Source organism: Luteibacter sp. TLI7-4A, assembly GCF_056754745.1.
Window position 1 is genome coordinate 1,296,145 of record NZ_JBPGWO010000001.1, and the last position, 18,382, is coordinate 1,314,526.

Genomic DNA, 18,382 nt, shown 5'->3' on the forward strand with positions numbered 1-18,382 from the left:
CATCGATCACCGACGGGACAGCACATGACTGGGAATTATAGCGACTCGGCATCTTCGGCCGCCGCTTTACGCGCCATGGATCGCATCGAGATCCAGGACACCATATCGCGGTATTCCTATGGGCAGGATAGCCAGCAAGGCGCGAGCGGCGATGTCGTACCCGCGTGGGCCGACACCTTTACCGACGATGGAGAGGTTGACTACAGCGCCGCTGGCGGTCCCGTCGGCACATGGCGGGAACTCGCCCGGTGGATGCGTGGCGAAAAAGGCAGCATGAGTGGGTTCTCCCACTGGCAGCACATGCTTAGCCTCCCCCAGGTGGTACTGGATCGCGACGTTGCGACAGCGCGAACCGATTTCTTTGCATCGCACCGAAGCCTGCCTTCCATCGAGCCGGCGTTCCACCTGAACGCCGCCGGTGCATTCCACGATGAGCTGGTTCGGACGGCGGAGGGGTGGCGAATCGCCAGGCGACGGTTGGAACTGTATTTTGCCGACTCGCTTAGGGTCTTCGCTGCCTAGGTGTGCGAGTCCGGATCTACCGGCGCGATGGCGCGAACGTGGATATAAAATGTTCAGCACGGATGCCGTCATCAATGCCATCGCGGCGCGATCCGGTCTATAGGGAGGTTCGGAATCCTTCGCGCGCAAGGATGTCTTTCGATGCCTCCCAAAGCCTGTCTGCAAGGGCTTCGTTTACCAGAAGCGGATTGGCCCTGGCAGGCATGCCATTAACCCAGTAAAGGCCTGTCTTCCCGCTCACGCGCCGGCTTCCGGCAAGCAGTGCGATCGTCGCGGCGCCTTGCTCGGGTGACTTCATGAACGGCGTCGCGAGACGCAGGATGGCGTTAAGTGGGAAACGCAGGGAGCGATTGAAACCAGTGTGCGCTACCGCGCCTGGGTGAAGAGCGTTCGCGACGATGCCACGGGGCGCCAACTTTTCAGCGAGTCGCCGCGCAAACACGGCGTTGGCCAGTTTGGATTGGCCATAGAAGGTCGATGCCCGATAGCCCCTGGCCCCATCGAGGTTATCGAACTGGATGCCTCCGCGCGGCGCTTGGCCGACGCTTGCGCTGCTGCTGGTCACCACGATGCGCGCCGATCCGTCCCTCAAGAGGGGCAATACCCTGTCGATCAGCAGGAAGTGCGAGAGGTGGTTGACGAGAAACTGCATCTCCACGCCGTGGCGTAGGACGAGCCGGGGCAGGTTGCCGATGCCGGCATTGGCAATCACGGCATCGATGGGCGTTGGGTCCCGGGTAATCGCCGAAGCCGCGACCTCGATGGACGCGAGATCGGCGAGGTCGCAAACGATGCCCGTCGCGCGGGAACCGATGGCCCTTGCTGCCAGGTTCGCCGCATCGACCGAGCGGGCGAGGACGACCAGTTGTGCTCCCTTCGACGCGAGCGCGCGGGCGGCCGCCAGGCCAATGCCTCCCGCTCCGCCAGTAATGACAATACGCTGGCCTTCAAGGGATTCGCCCTCGAGGACGCTATCGGCGGTGTCGTTGTGCTTAGTCATCGCGTCATGCCTCACTCGGCAGGAAAGCGCGTACCGCCGCCAGTATCTGGGTGTGCATTTCCTTGAGCGACGCGCTGCGGCGCTTGGCTTCGTGGCTCGCGTAAAGCAGAAGGCGGGCCTGGGCTTTCCCACGCGCAGCGGTCTCGGTGTGGAGCGAGGCCGCGAGCAAGGTGACGAACGCAGCTTCGAGTTCGGTAGCGATCGCCGTGGCGAGTTGCCGGGTCGCCTCGGTCAGCTCGCCCGCATCCTGGGCGCTGCTGATAGCGTGGGGACCGAGCCATGCCGCCAGGGCGTTGGCGACGATTACCGCGTGGCTGCCGCAGGCCTTGAGCGCCACCGACGCGGCTGCGAGCTGGCTCGCAAGCGCGTGGTGTACCGTGGCCTGGAAGAGCCGATCCTTGGATTCGTACCTAAGGTAAAGGAGCTGGCGCGAGCAACCCGCGGCGCGCGCCACGGCATCCATGGAAGTGCGGCGATAGCCGAGTCGCGCAAACGTGGCGGCGGCAGCATCGAGGACGGGATCGGAACCGGGGGCTTTGTCATCCATGTACTGAGTTTACAGAAAATGTATAACATGTAAAGTATCGATCAAGCCGGGACGAAACTGCGGCTCTCACTCCGGAAGCGACCCGGGCTTTGGCCGGTGGCGCGTTTGAAGGCAATGCTGAAAGCGGTATCCGAGAGATAGCCGATCCGCTCGGCAATATCCGCCAGCGAATCGTCCGAGTGCCTCAGGGCGGTTCGCGCGACGGCTATGCGCCATCGGTTGAGATAATCCATGGGCGCGCTGCCGACAAGGCGTCGAAAATGGGCGGCGAACGCGGTGCGGGACATGTTCACGGCGCGGGAAAGAGTGTCCAGCGTCCAGCGTTCACCCGGCTGGCCGTGCATAAGCGTCAGTGCTTGCCCGATACGTGGGTCTGACAGGGCGCCGAGCCATCCCGATGGCGCTGGCACGTTATCGAGGTATGCACGCAGCGCACTGACAAGCACCAGGGCGGCGAGGCTGCTGCGGGCTACGTCCGTGCCCGGCATCGGTCGTCCGGTCTCGCCCTTGAGCAATGCAAGCAAGTGCGTCAGTGACGATGTGCCGGGGGAGCCTGCTTTCAGATGTATCAGCGGCGGAAGGTGGCGCAGGAGCAACTCGCTGACGTCGTTCTCGAACATGAAGCGCCCGCTGGCCAGGCTGACATCCGACAGGTCCCCCAATGGACCGTCGTAGCGAACGACGCCATCGGCATCCCGTATGGCGCGATACGTCGTGGGGCCATCGATGGGAATGCATGAGGGGTCGCTTGCGGAGCAGAAGGGTTGTCCCGTCGTAAGCAAGTAAAAGTCGCCCTCCTCAAGCGCCAGGGGATCGCGGGATCCTTCCAGCCATAAATGAAACCGGCCGCTGAGAACTCCACCGAACTTGATGTGTTGGTAGGCCGGAAAGCGAAAGGCCCAGCGGCCGTGGCCTTCGAACCGGGACGAGAGCGCAGAGCTGACCCGGAGCATGGAGAGCACTTCGGATAGGGCATCCATCGGTACGATCCGTAATGTATTAAGGACTTTAGGTTATACAAAGATATATCGATTGGCGAGAGGATAGCTCTGTCGCCCATCAGCGGGCGCTCCCGAACCCAACGGAGTCATCCCATGAAAGCCTGGCAACTGGACGGACTTGGCGGTTCGTTCCGATACATCGATTCACCCGTACCCGCCGCAAGGCCGGGGAGCGTCGTGGTTCGCATCGAAGCATCTTCATTGATGTCGTACATGCAGGATTACGTGGACGGAAAGCTTCCGATCTACCAGGCGCCGCGCCGGCCGTTCGTCCCCGGTGGCAACGGCGTCGGAACCATCCACGCGGTGGGTGAGGGGGTGTGGCACCTGCAGCGAGGACAACGCGTGGCCATCTCTTCACACATGGTGGCTCAAGAAAACGTGCGTAACCCGGCGCAGATCCTTCTGGGCGTCACCGGGCAAGGCCCCATCGCCGCCCATATGCAAGACGACTGGGCCGACGGCACGCTCGCCGACTACACCGTCCTTCCCGCCAACCTGGTCACGCCGGTGGATGGCCTGGGGGAAATCAGCGCGCCGCTGCTTGCGGTATCGATGCGATACCTGGTGCCGTATGGCGGATTGCTACGCGGTCGCCTCGCCGCCGGAGAAACGGTGGTGATAGCCGGGGCGACCGGGGCTTACGGGACCGCCGCCGTTTTCGTCGCCCTGGCGATGGGCGCGCGGCAAGTGGTCGTGCTCGGCCGCGATGCAGGGAAGCTGGCCGGTTTGACGGCATTGGCCAGTGACCGCGTCACGCCGCTCACGGTGACCGGAGATGCGGCGAAGGATGCCGCTCGCATCCGCGAGGTCGCCCATGGTGCCGTCGACCTTGCGTTCGACATGGTGGGCGGTGCCACCGATCCGAATATGACGCTTGCCGCGCTACGCAGCCTCGCGGACGGCGGCCGGCTTGTCCTGATGGGCAGCATGGCTGTCCCACTGCCGATCCCCTACACGGAGGTGATGCTGCACAGCTGGGAAATCATCGGCAACTTCATGTATCCCCGGGACGCCTACCGACGGCTGCTCGACCTCTTCCGGGCGGGCCTGCTCGATCCGGCTGCCATCGAACCGCGCATCTATCCGCTGGCCTCGCTGCACGAGGCTATGCGCGCGGCGCGGACAGCGGGAAATCTTGAATGCATTGTCATGGACCATACCGGAGACTGATCGATGAAACTCATTCACCACGCGTTTCGTCTCTACGTCGATAGCACCCGGCTAGAGGCTACCGTTGCGTTCTACGAGCAACTGCAGGCCGTTCCATGCGAACGCCGTATTCCGTTCCCGGACCTTGGGGTCGAGGTCGCCGTCGTTGGCGCGTTCATCGTGCTTGGCGGCACGGCGGAGGCGCTCGAGCCCTTTCGCGCTGCTACGGCCCTCCTTGTCGTCGATGACCTCGACACGACCCTCGAATGGGTTTTGGGGCTTGGTGCTGAGCTGCTCCATGGCCCGAAGGATGCACCCGGCGGTCGCAATGCAACCGTCCGGAACCCGGACGGGCTTGTCGCGGAGTACTACCAGCCGACGGCTGGTTGACACCATGCAGTACACGACGCTTGACCATACCGGCACTATCGTTTCGCGCCCGTGCCTCGGTCGGATGACATTTGGCACCGACGTATCGGCCGCCAACCCGATTGGGGGTGTCAATCCTTCCACTCGCCGGTCGTGATGTTGAGCGGGAGTTGCTACCCGCAGCCCAGTCCGAGAAGGTGGGTATGCTGTGCTGGAGTCCGCTTGCCGGCGGTGTCTTGTCCGGGAAGATCGATCGCGACACGGCTCCTGCTTCGGGTACGCGGCGATCGCGCGACGGCCGGAACTCCCATCGGGATGCAGCTGCGGGGACCGTCGTACCCTAACGCTGGTGGCCTTAGACGTGCCACATGCGCTCTTCGGCGTGCGTGGCGAACTGAGCTAACAGGTCAACGAACGCGCGCACTTTCGGTGGCCGGAACCGGGCCGTCGGAAAGACCACGTATATTCCCCCGGAAGGAAGCGTCCATTGGGGTAGGACATGGATTAACCGGCCGGCGACGATATCGTCCGTCACGGCGTAATCCGGTAACACGGACAAGCCTGCGCCCTGGAGCACGGCTTCGCGGACCGGCAGCGTCGCATCGAGCGACAACGAGGCTTGCAAGCGCACGTCCTGACGTGCGGCTGTACCCTGTGAAAACGACCATTGAAGCGGGTCCCGAAGGATCGTATTGGCGACGAACGGCAGTGTGCCGACAGCCTCCGGTTCGACCAGCCGCTCCACGCGATCCCGCCACGGCGCGGGCGCGACCAACAGCTGGCGGAATGTGCCGATCTGTCGGGCTTGCAGCTGGCTGTCGGCCAGCCAGCCGATACGCACGGCCAGTTCGATGTTCCGATCCATCATGTCGAGCTTCTGGTCGCTTAGGACCGCATCCACCTTGCACTGCGGATACCGCTGCATGAAGGCGGCGATGGCGGGTACGACTACGCTGATTCCATAATCCAGTGGCGCGGTGAGGCGGAGCAGTCCGGAGGGTTCCGCCGTCTGGTCATGCAATCCGGCGAAGGCATCTTCGGCCTCCCGAAGTATGGTGGCGCACCGCTGGTAGAAGGCCTGGCCGGCCTCTGTCGGCTGCACCTTGCGTGTGGTGCGAAAAAGCAGTGCGGTATGGAACTCGGCTTCCAGTTTCGCCACCTGCTGACTGACCACAGCCTTGGTGATGCCCAACCTGTCCGCTGCGGCGGTAAACGAGCCAGTCTCCACCACCGCCGCGAAATAGGCGATCCGCTTGAGATTGGAGAAGCCTGCCATGACCAGCCCATTTGTATGCCAAAAACATACAGAGTGTGTATGTCGTCAGCATTAATAAGTCAATGATGCGCGAGTAGCATGCGCGTCACGCAGCACCCCAACAGGCCGTTTACCTCCCAACGGCCGGGGCAGGGCTGCACCAAATCCCGTTTGGAGCCGCCATGTCGACCGTGCCCGTACCGCCTTTCATGGGAAAACTGTTGCTGACGCTTTGGTTGTTCGCGCTCCCGTTGCTGGCGACCGCCGCACCGGTGCACTCCGGGGTCAGGAACGTGGTGTTGGTCCACGGCGCGTTCGTGGATGGCTCGAGTTGGTCCGAGGTGATCGCCTTGCTACGCCGGAAGGGTTACCACGTAACGGCCGTACAGAACCCGCTCACCTCGCTGGCCGACGACGTGGCTGCGACGCGACGAGTCGTGGACCGGCAGGATGGCGACGTGATCCTGGTGGGGCATTCCTGGGCCGGGGCCGTGGTCACCGAGGCCGGAAACGCAGACAGGGTCAAGGGCATCGTCTATCTCTCGGCGCTGGTGCCCGACAGCGGCGAATCGGTCAGCGACCTGCTGGCCCGGCTCCATGCCCCGATGCAAGGCATGCAGCCGGATACAGAGGGGCGGGTGTGGTTGAACGACCCGGTTGCCTATGCCCATGTGATGGCGGGCGACCTGCCTGCCGCGAAAGTCGCCGTCATGGCCGCGGTCGCGCCACCCATGGCCGTGGAGGCCTTTGCGGGCAAGGTATCCCGCGCCGCCTGGCGCGACAAACCGACCTGGTACCTCCTGACCGAGCGTGACAATGCGTTGCCGCTGGACATCCAGCAGCGCATCGCGGAGGCGATCGGTGCACATCACGTCCTGCTCTCGTCCAGTCACCTGTCCCTTGTATCCCATCCGACGGACGTCGCCCGGCTGATCGACGAGGCGGCGCAGGCCGTAAGTCGAAATGCGGGCCCGTAACCCGTCCTCATGCACACTTTCCTGGAGAACGATGCCATGCAACTGCTTCATCTGGATTCGAGCGTCCTCGGCGACGCCTCGGCATCCCGCCTGTTGACCGCCGCGATCGTCGACACCTTTCGCGACAATCACGTGCACGCGTCGGTGCGCTACCGCGACCTCGTTGCCGAGGCGATTCCTCACCTCGATGGAGCTATCGCTTCCGGCTTCCGTCCGGTTGCACAGGATCGACACGACGATGGAATCGCTGCCGAACACGCACGCTCGGATGTGCTGGTTAGCGAGTTCCTCGCCAGTGATGTCATCGTCATCGGTGCCCCGATGTACAACTTCTCCGTGGCCACCCAGCTGAAAGCGTGGATTGATCGCGTGGTGCAGCCGGGTCGAACCTTTCGCTATACCGAGCACGGTCCAGTCGGCCTATCCGGGGGAAAGCGGATCATCGTCGCGTCGACGCGCGGCGGCATGTACTCCGAGGGTGCCGCCAAGGCGATGGACTTCCAGGAAGCGTACCTGTCGACCATGTTCGGGTTCCTCGGCATCACGGATGTGCAGTTCGTACGGGCCGAACGCCTCAGCCGTGGCGTCGAGATCAGGCAGCAGGCCCTGGACGACGCCCTGGTATCGGCCAAAGCCCTGACCGTCTTTTCCTGAGGCCCTCATGTAGGCGGGGCAGGCCGTCCAGATAGTTGGGATTCGGAGTGGGTACCGTGCGGATTTCATTGATCAGGTCGTGGCCCGGGTGAACGACGCCAACAGCTATTACCGAGCGTACACGACGGTACGTTACAGCTCGCGCACATAAAGGAAGAGGCGTGCACTGAAGCACAGGGCTATCTGTTTGGCGAAGCATTGCCTGCCGATGGTCTCGCGGCGTTCATCCGCGCGCACGAGACAACATTGCCTCCGCGTGGGGACGCTCCCGGGGCTTGACGGGTGCCTATAGCCTGATTCAACCTCACCTCGAAGCGTCATGGCGGTCCTTTAACTTTCGCAGCGCCGAGAAGCCGCCCACGCCGGCAGTCATGACGATCACGCAGGCCAGGGGCGGCCACCACCATCCCTCCATCCGCAAAAGTGCAATGCTCGTTCCGAAACATGCGAGCAGCGCGACCAGTGCGATCGTCCACATCTGGCGAAATCCGGGCAGACCGTAGAGCAGCAACGGCAACGTCAGCAACGTGGCGCCGATGACGAGCTGGTTCGTGAAGTTCAGTGGTGTCAGCGTGCTGGCATTTTCGATGGACTCAAGCAGGTTGGCCTGATACTCCACGCCCGGCATGCGCTCATCGCCACCCGAAGCCGAGGTGTCGAGCAGGTCGCCAAGTCCCGAGGCCGTCGCACCGACGAATACCCAGCGTCCGTTGAGTAGCGCGGGCGACACATGGCCTTCCAGCAGGTCGACGTAGGAGACCTGGTCGAAGCTACCGGCCGGTCCGGCGAAATGGAGCAGGACATAGTCGTCGCGCATCCATTGGTAAGGCGATTCCATGTCCGTATCCGGTCTGTGCAGGCTGGGCAGTACCGGCTTTTGCGTTTTCCGGTCCATACCATAGACGGCGAGGGCGAGGGCCGGCCAGTACGGGCGCCCCAGGCCAGCTTTCAGATAGGCGCCACGAATGACGCCGTCATCGTCCTTGGCGGCATCGACGTGACCGAAGGCAGACGCCTCACTGGCGATCTCCTGCGTGGGCAACATTTCTTCCAGCGTTCCGCCGAGTTCGGCGGCTTCGGCGAACACGGGCATGGCGACGTGCCCGTTTCGGCGAATGGCCTGCGCGAAAGCGCGATCGTTTTCTGGGTGATTGATGTCGGGCTCGGCCATGGTGATGTCGATACCGACACCGCGAACGCCCGCATCGGTGAGGCGATCGAGCAGTCGTGCGTGTACTGCGCGCGGCCACGGCCAATTGCCGAGCCTGGACAGGCTCTTCGCGTCGGCCGCCACGATAACCACGGCGTCACTGGTCCGATACGACCAATGACGCATGTGCAGGTCGTAGAATGTGTTGTCGAGTCGGGTGGCCACGCCGCTCGCCATGATCAGGGTGAGCGAGGCCACGCCGATCATCCAGGTCAGCACACGCCCGAGTACGACGAGCGGATCAGGACGCATCGTCGACTGCCACGACATCGGCGAGGTTCCATGCGTCGGTTCGGCTGCAGCGGTTCATGGCATCAAAGTAGTAGCCATAGCAACGATGCACCGCCGCCTGCCGCTGCCCAGCGGCAGGCCACGCATGGCATGCGCGTTTTCTGCACCGAGCCCCATGGTCCGGCATAGCCGTCGGTGTCGATGGTTTGCACGCGCACATACCATTTGCCGGAAGACAGCTTCTTGAGGTCGATTTCCGGTCTGTCGAGCGTGGCATCCACTTCTGGCCGGGTGAAGTCTGGATGACGCGCCAGTTGTACGTGATAGCGTTGACCCGGTTGGCCCGCTGGCCAGCTCAGTGTCAGATCGCCATGCGAGCGCTTGGGTTCGCCAGGTACCGGAGCGGGTGGTTCGGATACCAGATCGAAGGGAAGTGCATGGGTGTACGGACCCACCTTGCCGGTGTCGTCGCGGCTGGCGATGCGCCAGTAGTAGCGGCCAAGAGGTAGCGAATGGGCCGGGCGCACGTCGCTTCCCGTCACCTGCGGCTGATCGGCCAGCAGGTGTTCGAATGCCGGATCGCTAGCCAGCTGCCAGGCGTAGGACGTAGCTTGCTGGCTTTCCGTCCAACGGAATGCCGGTCGGGTATCGCGCACCCGGCTATCTGGCTGCGGCGACACGATCAGCGGCGGTCGCGGGTGGTTGTCGATGGATATGGCGGAACAGGTGGCGTCGAGGCCTTCAAGCGCGCTTGTACCGACACCGCGCACGCGGATCGCATAGGTGCCATCGCTCAAATCGGGAATGACCGCACGGGTATCATCGACGACGCGGTCCAGCAGCAGGGCCTCGAATTTCGCACTGGACGCGACCTGCACGCGATAGTGCCGGGCGCCGTTCAAAGCCTGCCACTGAAACTCGTAAGGAAACTGATTGATCGGGACTACCGGGCATTGCAGTGCCGGTGCCGGAAGCAGCGATTGCGGTTGTCCCGGAGAAGCTTCCCCGGCAGTGGTCACGCCCAGTCCGGTCGTCGCCAGGACATGTCGCTTGTCGTTGCCGACATCGACCTTGCCGGAGATCACCTCGGTTCGCGCCTCATCGGTCGCCGAATTGGCGATCACGCGAAAGTGGGTGCCGCGCACGCTTGAAATCGTGCCTGGAGTCGACACATTGAATCGCGCGGCGTTCCCGCTCATGGGGGTAACGTCACTGTTGATGCGCCCTCGCTGCAGACGTACGCGCGTGTCGACCATGCCTGTGTTTTTGTAGGCGCTAAGCCGATCAAGAGCGAGCTCGCTGTTGCTCTGCACGAGAATGCGCGAACCGTCCGCGAACTCCAAGGTGAGGCTGGAATCACTCTGAGTCACCAGCGTAGCGCCGTAACCGAACGACATGCCTTGCGTCACGGGCATCGCCTGCGCGGTGCCGGGCAGGGTGGCTGTGGCATGGCCGATGACGGCAATCACCCTGGCCCTCGCGGGTTCCAGCCGCAGCCACGCCACCGGAATGTGCAGAGTCATGCCTGGCGGCAGATGAAGCGGATCGGCGACTTTGTTGTAGTCCTGGAGTTTCTGCCAGGGGATGCTCGGTTTCAGGTAACGCCCGGCAAGATCCCAGATTGTGTCGTTGGGACGTACCCGATAGTTCCAGTCGGCAGCCGGCGTGGCAAATGCCGGTGCAAAAAATATAGGGCCGAAAGCGATAGCAAGCGACACAGCAAACAACCAGCGGCGAAGCCGGGACTGCCCCAAAACCTTGCGTGACATAACCTCACTCCTGTTGCGCCCCCAAGCGCTCTGCCGCGCGATCCTTCCAGGCACGCCGAACCGTCCGGATTCGACAGGCCTGATGCGGCACAAAGACGGTGTTATTATCGTGAAGTTTCGGGGAAATTGCTATTTGACCCGTCTATTCAGCTAGTTGGTTATTCAAGCCTGAGAGCAGGGTCTCGACTTCCAGGGCAAAACCGGGCAATTGGGAGAGAGCGTCGTTCCCCTGTTCCGTATGCAGGGACTCAAGCAATTGCTTGCCCCGGGTAAGTAATGCGCCATCGTTAAACAGTTGTAGGGCACCAAGCAGGCGATGCAGGCTCAAGGATGCGGCCGCCGCGTCGTCCATTTCGACGCAACGGTGTAGTTCAAGCAGGTCGTCGCGACTGGCGCTGGAAAAGGCCTGCAGCATTTCGGCGTACAGACCTGCCTCCTCGTTACCGCCGGTCAGTCTGGCCAGCTGTACGGCGTCGGAAGCATGGGGTATATGGGCAAGCGTGGATGCCGGTTGTTCCGGCAACCACTGGCGGATTTTCTGGCTGAGCGGGAGTAGTTGCAGCGGTTTGCTCAGGGTGTCGTCCATGCCGGCGTTGCGGACGCGCACGGCCTCCCCGGCCAGGGCGTTGGCGGTCATGGCGAGGATGGGAAGCCGTCGTTGGCGACCGGTCTCCGCTTCGTACTGGCGCCATGCCATAGCGAGTTCGTATCCGCTCATCAAGGGCATGTTGCAGTCAGTGAGCAGCATCGCGTATTCGTTACCGGTCAGGGCCTCGAAAGCGTCCCGCCCGTTGTCCACCACTTCGCAACTCAAGCCGAGGATCGCCAACTGCCGAAGGATCAGCTTTTGGCTCACCGGATGGTCTTCGGCGACTAGGATGTGCCCGCGATCGACCGGCGCACCAGCCAAGAACAAAGGCAACGGATCGGAGTCCGCTATCGCGCCCGACGATAGCCCCTCACCGGTCTCTTGCAATGTTTTATCGCGCAGCTCGAGTGCGACAAGGCAGGCGCGCACCAGTGACTGCCACTTCAGCGGGTTCGCGCTCAGGGGCACCCGGTCATCCCCCACCGTCGAAGGACCTGCATCGCCGGTAACGGCAATGACATGAGCGCTGATCAGGGACTCACTGTCTTTATCGGCGGGGTCGATAAACAGCAAGCTCGCCGCCATGCCTTCGCGTAACGCTTGCGATGGCATGGCTTGTTCCACCGTCATGCCCAAGGACTTCAGGTGCTCGCTCAATGACCTGGCCGTTTCAGCCGAGCTGATCCTCACGACCGCATGGCGCCCATGTAGTCCGGCGGGTGCGACGACTTCTCGCCGTACTACAGAAAGGCGGACTTCAACTCCCACCGTCGTTCCCACGCCGGGCTCGCTGCTCAACTCGACCGCGCCACCCATGAGTTCGACCAGATGGCGGCAGATGGCAAGGCCCAACCCGGTGCCTCCATAACGCCGGCTGGTCGAGGCCTCAGCCTGGGTGAACGGCTTGAACAGCGTGGCCTGCTTTTCTCCTGGAATACCGATGCCGGTATCCGTGACGCTGATGCGCAAGTGCTGGTGATCGCTCTCGTCGCCAAGCACGACCATGCGCACGGCAATGCTGCCCCGCTCCGTGAATTTGATGGCGTTGCTCAGCAGGTTCAACAGGATCTGGCGTAGGCGAACGCTGTCGCCGCGCAAGATGCCTGCGACGGTGGCATCGATTGCTACATGGATGCCAAGGCCTTTCGTCTGAGCACGCGCCGCCATTACGCTTATGACGTTGTCGACCAATACACGCGGATCGAATGGCGTTTCGTCCAGCCTGAGATCACCCGCTTCGAGTTTGGAAAAATCCAGGATGTCGTTCAGTACTTGGAGCAATATGTCCGCAGAATCCTCAACGGCACGTAGAAGCTCACGCTGCTCAGCGTCGATCGGCGTGCGTCCGAGTAATTCAAGCATGCCGATCACGCCATTCATTGGCGTACGGATTTCATGGCTCATCGTGGCCAGGAAATCCGCTTTTGCCTTCGATGCGCGCTCGGCGACATCACGCGCAATTCGCAGGGCTTCGTTGCGCGCGTTGAGTTCGGTCGTATCGATGAAGTAACCAATCAGCCGCACGCTTCCATCTGGCAACTGCTGCGTCGCAAGCGTCGCGCGAATCCAGCGCAGGCCGTCGCGGCCGAATGCGCGGAAATCGAGCGAGCGTTGCCCCAGGTCGGTGGTGGCGGGGAAGATCAGTCGACCGAAAGAGGCCATATCGTCGGGATGAATGCGGCCTTGCAACACATGCTCTCGAAGCACGTCGCCCGTGCCGAGTAGGTCCACCAATTCCAGACCGAACAGGGCGCGTGCATCGCCAGCGGAAAACGTGAGATGGCGGACCCCCTGTGTGTCTCTGAGTATGGTGAAGACCACCACGGGGATTTGCTGGACGATGTCGCGTAAACCCAGGTCGGTGATCCGCGCGGCGCGTTCCGCGTCACGAAACGCCGTGACATCGATAAGGATGCCAATAGACCCGACGAGTTGCCCACTCTCCGTGTGGATCGGGCGATTCCATAACAGCGCCTGCCGCGGCATGCCGTCGTCGAATGTGTAGTCGATTTCACGAGGGTCGTGCCCATCCGCTGTTCCGCCGAAACCTTCGCCCAAGATCGCCGCCGTCATCGCTTCTGCAGCGGCGGGGTGTTGTCGGTAGTACGCATTCGTGCCTACGATGCGTCCATCGAGGTCGTGGATGGCCACGGGCGCCAGCAACGCGTCCAGGGCGCCTTCGGAAAACGAACGCTGGGCGAGGAGTTCCTCATGCAGGCGCCTGGCCTTACTCACATGGGCCTGCAGCAGCCAGGCAAGCCCCATCGCCACGGCTGCCACTAGGATCAGCAGCACGGCGAGCACAAGCGTAGTGGCGGAAATAGGGGTCGCCTGATTGTTGATCCAGGTGACTCCATACGATGCCTCGAAGGTAGCGATCCCAGGCAACAAATGGGGCAGTGTGGTCGGCATATCGCTCCTCGACGCCGCAGTGCTGACTGAGTTCATGGCAGGTTTTGCTGCGCGTTCATGTTACAATTACGGCCAATTCATGCACAAATCATGCCGTGTGCGAAGATTTATACGCGGTGGTGATGGCTGAGTTATGGGGTGACCATAAACCGTAGGGTGAGGTGCGCAGTGCGGGTCATTATTTCCGACGACCATCCTGTTGTACTGATGGGGTTGAAAGCAGCGCTGCAAAGCTATGGAGACAGGTTCAGCATCATAGGCGAGGCGAGCAATGGCAGGGAGCTGGCCAGCTTGCTGTCACGCGAGCCTTGCGATCTGCTTATCACCGATTTCTCCATGCCGGGCGATCAGCCTTCCGAGGATGGCCTGTCCATGTTGGCCGGGATACGCGAAAATTATCCGAAGCTTTCCATTCTTGTACTCACGATGCTCCGCAATCCCGCTCTGGTGCAAGGCATGCTTGCGATCGGGGTGGGTGGCGTCGTCGACAAGATGGCGATGACCCGGGAGCTGATCCTTGCGATCGATGTCATCTGCGCGGGACGCATCTATCTCAGCGAACGTACGCGTAAACAGATCGAAGAGACGGTGATAGCCAACAACGAGCCTGGGTCGATATCCCCGCGCGAGGCCGAAGTAGTGCGATTCCTGGCCCAGGGCCTTACTGTCTCCGAAATCGCCCGACGCACAGGACGTAGCGTGAAAACCGTCAGCCAGCAGAAGCGCGATGCCATGCGCAAGCTCGGTCTGGACGGCGACAAACAGTTATACGACTACGCCCGCTCCAACGGCCTGTTCTAAGAAAGGATAGCCGCCACTGTACGCCTGTTGTCACCTACGCCTCGACCGCCTCACGCTCATGCATCGCGGCGGCGTGGGCGGCACCTCTGCGAAAAGATGCGTGAAGAGGCACTTTTCAGCCCGTCTAGGACTTTTCTGATTCCAATCGCGAGGCCAGTCGCTCACATTACGAACCACGAGATGTGACGGCATCGTGCCCCATGGCTGAACCAGGAACTCATGCACGTCACACCACGGTTTTCCGCATACCAGGGACGTGTATGTGTCGACGATTACGTCGACGGCAGTCGAGTCCGCATTTGCCCCCGATAGGGCTTGGCTGCTGGGATTTAGTTGTAACCAGAGAGGGGTAGAGCATACGAGATGCCGCAACACTTCTTGCGCACGGCTGACGCCGTCGCAATACCCAGTCATCCTGGTCCAGTCCAGTTGCCGATAAGGCCACTTATGCCTCCCCCTGTACATGAGGGATTGGCGCTTCAGCGCAGCTCATTGCTAGACGTGCTGTGTCGCATTGAAAGCCACCTCCATCTCAGTGCTTCATCCACGCTCGGCGCCAGGGAGGTTGCGATGAGACGTGACCTCCACGAACTGGTGAGCACGGTCGACCCCGAAGACGCTGTTTCGCTCGCCGAAGTTCGTCTACCCATGTTGCGCAGGATTCTATTGGCGGAGTGGGGCGACGCGGCCCTGGGAGATTATGCCTCGCTCGTCATGCTGCGTTCGGTGGACCGCCTGGTTGCGGTGGACCCGAAAATGCGCGATCTGTTTCGTCGGGCTGTGGTGGCGCTGAAGCATCCAACGTAAAGTTGCCTTCCAGGCCTAAACTGGCCCAGCGTTTTCAGCCGACGGTTGTTTCGTCCACAGGTATCTTCACGGAGTCTCCGACAATGGCATCACACGGTATTATCGTATGGCTGATCATCGGCGCAGTAGCCGGTTGGCTTGCCGGATTGTTGGTCAAAGGCGGCGGCTTCGGCCTGATTGTCGACATCATCGTCGGTATCGTCGGTGCGTTTATCGGCGGCTGGCTGGCCGGTGTTCTTGGCATCAGCCTTGGCGGCGGCCTGCTCAGTTCTATCGCTACCGCGACGCTTGGTGCGGTGATACTGCTGTTTATCTTACGCCTGTTCAAACGGGCTTAAGTCGATAGCGGAGTTACAGAAGCGCCGGCAAATGCCGACGCTTCTGTATGCCGTCAATCGAATCACAGAATGACTTTACGAGGCAAACGGCTAGCGGCGATGGAGCTCCTCCCCTCGGTCAGGCATCTTGATGCGGAATATCGCGATGTGCTTCGATGCGTATGCGCCCGCCGTGACATGATGCGTATGAGGGCGGTGGCGGCCAACTGGCGGAGAGTGCACTTGATGCGCAAGTGCTTCAGCCTGGCTGCGGCCAAGGTCATACGCCAACGCGGCTGATAATTCATCGGTGTGACGCCACCACCATTGTGCGTCACGATACGGCCGTCCCTGAGCTACGCGACCAGTGTGCCGAACGCGATCGGCTAGGCCGCCAGATTGCTCGCGGTGCAAAAGGGCTTGCCCCACGCGAGCAGAAGGCATCAGTCCCGCAGAACTTCGGTTCTGCGGGACTCTTTCTTTTTTGACTCGCGAAGGAGCGCACGCTTTATCGCTGTCGAATCGAGGCCGCGAACCGCTTCGGTGAAATTCCGACAACTCGGGTGAAAGCGGTGCTGAACGCGCTTGGTGATTGAAATCCGACAGACAGCCCGATTTCACCAATACCGCTCGTACCGAGTCGCAGTGCGTCCTTTGCCAGCGCCATACGCCAATGCTGCAAGTATTCGACGGGCGCCATCCCGACGGTTGTACGAAAACGAACGGCAAAAGCGGAACGTGAGACGCCGCAAAGCCGAGCCAGGTCGGCTACGGTCCAGTCCTTCTGCACGTCACGGTGGACCGCTGAGAGCGCACGCGCCACTATCGGGTCTTTTAGACCCGCGATCAGCCCCGAGTGCTGCGGCTGCGCAGAAAGTCGGGCACCGCGCAGAATTTCCACCAAGATCAATTCCATTAGACGTGCGACGACGAATTCGCTGCCGGGCCCTGGGTGCGAGGACTCTGCTTCGTTCATGTTCATCAGGGCGCGAATGTGCGGCGAGGACGTGTCGTTTCCGGGGATGTGAACCAGCGAAGGGAGCAAGCCCGTCAACAGGGTCTCGTTTGCCGTATCGAACAGAAATCGGCCACCGCGAAGGGTGACCGGCGACTTCGCACCGCTGCCGACTCGCAGTGTCGTCTTTTTCGTCCGGGCGACTGCCACCTCGCTCTCGATCGGTTCGATCGAGAGGTCCGAGTTGAGCACGAAGGGTGCATCAGTTCGAACGAGAACAAAGTCGTTGGCGCGCAAACGCAAGGGCGGCACGCGCGGACGAACCAGCTGGCACTCTCCGCGTGACAGCCAGCAGAACAGGAGATCGTCCCGCTTCCGAAACGATACCGCCCATGCTCCACGCCCCTCGATGCCACCCCACAGGGTGGCACGCGGTCGAAGCAGGCCGATCAGATCGAGGAAAGGATCCATATTTGGACGAGAGAAAAAGTTTTACGCATATTTAGCTATCGACCGTACTTATACCGCAGTCTACGATGACTGGGCAATCAGCGGGCCCGCCGTATCGGACCTGTTCATCGACACTCTCCGTGGATTCAAGTCATGCTGAAAGAAAAACGTGTCGTCGTTCTTGGCGGGTCTCGCGGCATCGGCTTCGCCGTGGCCGAGCAGGCCGCGCTCGAAGGAGCCAGTATCGTCATCGTCGCCAGTCAGCCCAAAAGCGTCGCCGATGCGGTGGATCGACTCCCAAAAGGTTCCGCCACAGGCCGGGCCGTGGATTTGAAATCGGCGAATGCCACGAGACAGCTCTTCGCAGAACTGGGTGAGTTCGACCACCTGGCCTATACCGCGGGTGAGCCGCTTCCGTTTGGTTCACGCGTCATGGACACCGACCTGGCGGCCGCTCGCGAATTCTTCGAGTTGCGTTATTGGGGCGTGCTCGCTGCGGTGCAGGCGGCAAGTCCCCATATGCGATCCGGCGGCTCGATTGTCTTGACTGGCGGGACTTCGGCACGGCGCCCGCCAGCGGGCTTTGCCTTTGCGGCGAGCATTTGCGGGGCTATCGAGTCGCTAACGCGGGCCCTTGCCATCGAACTCGCCCCCATCCGGGTCAACGCGGTCGTGCCCGGAATGGTCGTCACCGATCTCTGGTCCGGAATTCCGACCGAGACGCGCGAACACATTTTCCGCGAAACTGCTGCGAAGCTGCTCGTGAAGCGAGTTGGGATACCTAACGATCTCGCTGAGGCCTACCTTTCGTTCATGCGAGGGGGCTACACGACTGGTCAAGCTGTGGTCGTGGACGGCGGTGGAACCCTCGTGTAGTCGTTCTGCGATGGCGTGGAATGCGTCCGTCAGGCCGGTAGCTTGCCTCGATCGTTCGCGCGAGGAGAAGTCGACCCCGTCCTGCATTAGTCGGGTACGGTGCGGCTGTCTGCGCTGATCGAGACGGGTGGTCGCGTTAACGGTTACGTCGAGTGGGTCGCTGATAAGGATCGCATCCTAGATCGCCTGTCGCTGGCTGAGCTTCGCGCGATGGGTGTGGGTGTCGACAAGACCCCGTATGGGGTGAAGTTGACCGCTAAGGACCGGGTTCTGGTAGTTACCTCGTGGCCCATCGATCAGCCTGACCGGATCAGCAACGCGCAGATCGAGGCGATACGGCGTGGCGCGGTTCCCGTGCCGGAGCCGATTGCAGGGGAATCGACGGCCGGGGCGAAAGGCGGGGCGGATAGCCATGCGCGCGTGGGCTCGGTCGACTCCTTGACGTGGGCCGAGAAGTAGGCAAATAGCGTGCCTGAGCCTCTTCCACA

General features: G+C 61.8%; 19 protein-coding genes. 11 read left to right on the forward strand and 8 right to left on the reverse strand.

Annotation, left to right across the window (positions count from 1 at the left end; genetic code table 11):
• Positions 1-24: 24 nt before the first annotated feature.
• Entirely contained in the window at positions 25-522 is a 498-nt protein-coding gene (locus ACR9Y6_RS05700; RefSeq protein WP_481280413.1) for a nuclear transport factor 2 family protein, read from the forward strand.
• Between the two features lie 97 nt (positions 523-619).
• Here the strand turns inward: ACR9Y6_RS05700 and ACR9Y6_RS05705 are convergent, their stop codons facing one another.
• From ACR9Y6_RS05705 to ACR9Y6_RS05715, 3 genes are read right to left on the reverse strand one after another with little or no spacing between them, the layout of a single operon-like run.
• Positions 620-1,522, reverse strand: a complete 903-nt coding sequence (locus tag ACR9Y6_RS05705; protein WP_481280414.1) for an SDR family NAD(P)-dependent oxidoreductase — start codon at positions 1,520-1,522, stop codon at positions 620-622.
• A gap of 4 nt (positions 1,523-1,526) precedes the next feature.
• Positions 1,527-2,069 carry a helix-turn-helix domain-containing protein gene (locus ACR9Y6_RS05710; RefSeq protein WP_481280415.1) on the reverse strand — a complete coding sequence of 181 codons (543 nt, stop codon included), beginning with the start codon at positions 2,067-2,069 and terminating at the stop codon, positions 1,527-1,529.
• 41 nt (positions 2,070-2,110) lie between these two features.
• Complete coding sequence (locus tag ACR9Y6_RS05715) at positions 2,111-3,049, reverse strand: AraC family transcriptional regulator (RefSeq protein WP_481280416.1); 939 nt, start codon at positions 3,047-3,049, stop codon at positions 2,111-2,113.
• 114 nt (positions 3,050-3,163) lie between these two features.
• Between ACR9Y6_RS05715 and ACR9Y6_RS05720 the strand changes: the two genes are divergently transcribed.
• The 3 genes from ACR9Y6_RS05720 (at position 3,164) to ACR9Y6_RS05730 (ending at position 4,935) form a co-directional block, all read left to right on the forward strand.
• A complete protein-coding gene (locus tag ACR9Y6_RS05720; protein ID WP_481280417.1) occupies positions 3,164-4,243 on the forward strand; it encodes a quinone oxidoreductase family protein in 1,080 nt (359 codons plus the stop codon).
• A gap of 3 nt (positions 4,244-4,246) precedes the next feature.
• The gene (locus ACR9Y6_RS05725; protein ID WP_481280418.1) at positions 4,247-4,612 is read left to right on the forward strand and encodes a VOC family protein; all 366 of its coding nucleotides are present in this window, start codon (positions 4,247-4,249) and stop codon (positions 4,610-4,612) included.
• 107 nt (positions 4,613-4,719) lie between these two features.
• On the forward strand, positions 4,720-4,935 hold the full coding sequence (locus ACR9Y6_RS05730; protein WP_481280419.1) for an aldo/keto reductase: 216 nt from the start codon (positions 4,720-4,722) through the stop codon (positions 4,933-4,935).
• 11 nt (positions 4,936-4,946) lie between these two features.
• On the opposite strand, the gene ACR9Y6_RS05735 is transcribed toward ACR9Y6_RS05730, so the two are convergent.
• Entirely contained in the window at positions 4,947-5,867 is a 921-nt protein-coding gene (locus tag ACR9Y6_RS05735) for a LysR substrate-binding domain-containing protein (RefSeq protein WP_481280420.1), read from the reverse strand.
• Between the two features lie 161 nt (positions 5,868-6,028).
• On the opposite strand from ACR9Y6_RS05735, the gene ACR9Y6_RS05740 reads away from it, so the two are divergent.
• A complete protein-coding gene (locus ACR9Y6_RS05740; protein ID WP_481280421.1) occupies positions 6,029-6,823 on the forward strand; it encodes an alpha/beta fold hydrolase in 795 nt (264 codons plus the stop codon).
• 36 nt (positions 6,824-6,859) lie between these two features.
• Positions 6,860-7,477 (forward strand): FMN-dependent NADH-azoreductase, encoded by a 618-nt coding sequence (locus ACR9Y6_RS05745; protein ID WP_481282698.1) that lies wholly within the window; start codon positions 6,860-6,862, stop codon positions 7,475-7,477.
• A gap of 304 nt (positions 7,478-7,781) precedes the next feature.
• Here the strand turns inward: ACR9Y6_RS05745 and ACR9Y6_RS05750 are convergent, their stop codons facing one another.
• The 3 genes from ACR9Y6_RS05750 to ACR9Y6_RS05760 all read right to left on the reverse strand — a co-directional run bounded on the left by ACR9Y6_RS05750 (position 7,782) and on the right by ACR9Y6_RS05760 (position 13,688).
• Complete coding sequence (locus ACR9Y6_RS05750; protein ID WP_481280422.1) at positions 7,782-8,885, reverse strand: CHASE2 domain-containing protein; 1,104 nt, start codon at positions 8,883-8,885, stop codon at positions 7,782-7,784.
• A gap of 116 nt (positions 8,886-9,001) precedes the next feature.
• Positions 9,002-10,687: a FecR family protein gene (locus ACR9Y6_RS05755; protein ID WP_481280423.1), complete on the reverse strand. Its 1,686-nt coding sequence runs from the start codon at positions 10,685-10,687 to the stop codon at positions 9,002-9,004.
• Positions 10,688-10,829: 142 nt separating this feature from the next.
• Positions 10,830-13,688 carry a hybrid sensor histidine kinase/response regulator gene (locus ACR9Y6_RS05760; protein WP_481280424.1) on the reverse strand — a complete coding sequence of 953 codons (2,859 nt, stop codon included), beginning with the start codon at positions 13,686-13,688 and terminating at the stop codon, positions 10,830-10,832.
• Between the two features lie 168 nt (positions 13,689-13,856).
• Between ACR9Y6_RS05760 and ACR9Y6_RS05765 the strand changes: the two genes are divergently transcribed.
• The 3 genes from ACR9Y6_RS05765 to ACR9Y6_RS05775 all read left to right on the forward strand — a co-directional run bounded on the left by ACR9Y6_RS05765 (position 13,857) and on the right by ACR9Y6_RS05775 (position 15,634).
• Positions 13,857-14,489, forward strand: coding sequence for a response regulator (locus tag ACR9Y6_RS05765; RefSeq protein WP_448097627.1), 633 nt, complete (start codon positions 13,857-13,859; stop codon positions 14,487-14,489).
• 570 nt (positions 14,490-15,059) lie between these two features.
• Positions 15,060-15,296: a hypothetical protein gene (locus ACR9Y6_RS05770; protein ID WP_306846904.1), complete on the forward strand. Its 237-nt coding sequence runs from the start codon at positions 15,060-15,062 to the stop codon at positions 15,294-15,296.
• A gap of 83 nt (positions 15,297-15,379) precedes the next feature.
• Positions 15,380-15,634, forward strand: coding sequence for a GlsB/YeaQ/YmgE family stress response membrane protein (locus ACR9Y6_RS05775; RefSeq protein ID WP_481280425.1), 255 nt, complete (start codon positions 15,380-15,382; stop codon positions 15,632-15,634).
• A gap of 487 nt (positions 15,635-16,121) precedes the next feature.
• On the opposite strand, the gene ACR9Y6_RS05780 is transcribed toward ACR9Y6_RS05775, so the two are convergent.
• A complete protein-coding gene (locus tag ACR9Y6_RS05780) occupies positions 16,122-17,039 on the reverse strand; it encodes an AraC family transcriptional regulator (RefSeq protein WP_481280426.1) in 918 nt (305 codons plus the stop codon).
• A 132-nt stretch (positions 17,040-17,171) separates the two neighbouring features.
• Between ACR9Y6_RS05780 and ACR9Y6_RS05785 the strand changes: the two genes are divergently transcribed.
• Both ACR9Y6_RS05785 and ACR9Y6_RS05790 read left to right on the forward strand, forming a co-directional pair.
• A complete protein-coding gene (locus tag ACR9Y6_RS05785; RefSeq protein ID WP_481280427.1) occupies positions 17,172-17,894 on the forward strand; it encodes an SDR family oxidoreductase in 723 nt (240 codons plus the stop codon).
• 99 nt (positions 17,895-17,993) lie between these two features.
• Entirely contained in the window at positions 17,994-18,353 is a 360-nt protein-coding gene (locus ACR9Y6_RS05790) for a hypothetical protein (protein WP_481280428.1), read from the forward strand.
• Positions 18,354-18,382: the final 29 nt, after the last annotated feature.

Bases quoted from the DNA above. Each gene is read 5' to 3' on its own strand.
- ACR9Y6_RS05700 (WP_481280413.1), top strand. From the start codon at position 25: ATGACTGGGAATTATAGCGACTCGGCATCTTCGGCCGCCGCTTTACGC.
- ACR9Y6_RS05705 (WP_481280414.1), bottom strand. From the start codon at position 1,522: ATGACTAAGCACAACGACACCGCCGATAGCGTCCTCGAGGGCGAATCC.
- ACR9Y6_RS05710 (WP_481280415.1), bottom strand. From the start codon at position 2,069: ATGGATGACAAAGCCCCCGGTTCCGATCCCGTCCTCGATGCTGCCGCC.
- ACR9Y6_RS05715 (WP_481280416.1), bottom strand. From the start codon at position 3,049: ATGGATGCCCTATCCGAAGTGCTCTCCATGCTCCGGGTCAGCTCTGCG.
- ACR9Y6_RS05720 (WP_481280417.1), top strand. From the start codon at position 3,164: ATGAAAGCCTGGCAACTGGACGGACTTGGCGGTTCGTTCCGATACATC.
- ACR9Y6_RS05725 (WP_481280418.1), top strand. From the start codon at position 4,247: ATGAAACTCATTCACCACGCGTTTCGTCTCTACGTCGATAGCACCCGG.
- ACR9Y6_RS05735 (WP_481280420.1), bottom strand. From the start codon at position 5,867: ATGGCAGGCTTCTCCAATCTCAAGCGGATCGCCTATTTCGCGGCGGTG.
- ACR9Y6_RS05740 (WP_481280421.1), top strand. From the start codon at position 6,029: ATGTCGACCGTGCCCGTACCGCCTTTCATGGGAAAACTGTTGCTGACG.
- ACR9Y6_RS05745 (WP_481282698.1), top strand. From the start codon at position 6,860: ATGCAACTGCTTCATCTGGATTCGAGCGTCCTCGGCGACGCCTCGGCA.
- ACR9Y6_RS05755 (WP_481280423.1), bottom strand. From the start codon at position 10,687: ATGTCACGCAAGGTTTTGGGGCAGTCCCGGCTTCGCCGCTGGTTGTTT.
- ACR9Y6_RS05760 (WP_481280424.1), bottom strand. From the start codon at position 13,688: ATGCCGACCACACTGCCCCATTTGTTGCCTGGGATCGCTACCTTCGAG.
- ACR9Y6_RS05770 (WP_306846904.1), top strand. From the start codon at position 15,060: ATGAGACGTGACCTCCACGAACTGGTGAGCACGGTCGACCCCGAAGAC.
- ACR9Y6_RS05775 (WP_481280425.1), top strand. From the start codon at position 15,380: ATGGCATCACACGGTATTATCGTATGGCTGATCATCGGCGCAGTAGCC.
- ACR9Y6_RS05780 (WP_481280426.1), bottom strand. From the start codon at position 17,039: ATGGATCCTTTCCTCGATCTGATCGGCCTGCTTCGACCGCGTGCCACC.
- ACR9Y6_RS05785 (WP_481280427.1), top strand. From the start codon at position 17,172: ATGCTGAAAGAAAAACGTGTCGTCGTTCTTGGCGGGTCTCGCGGCATC.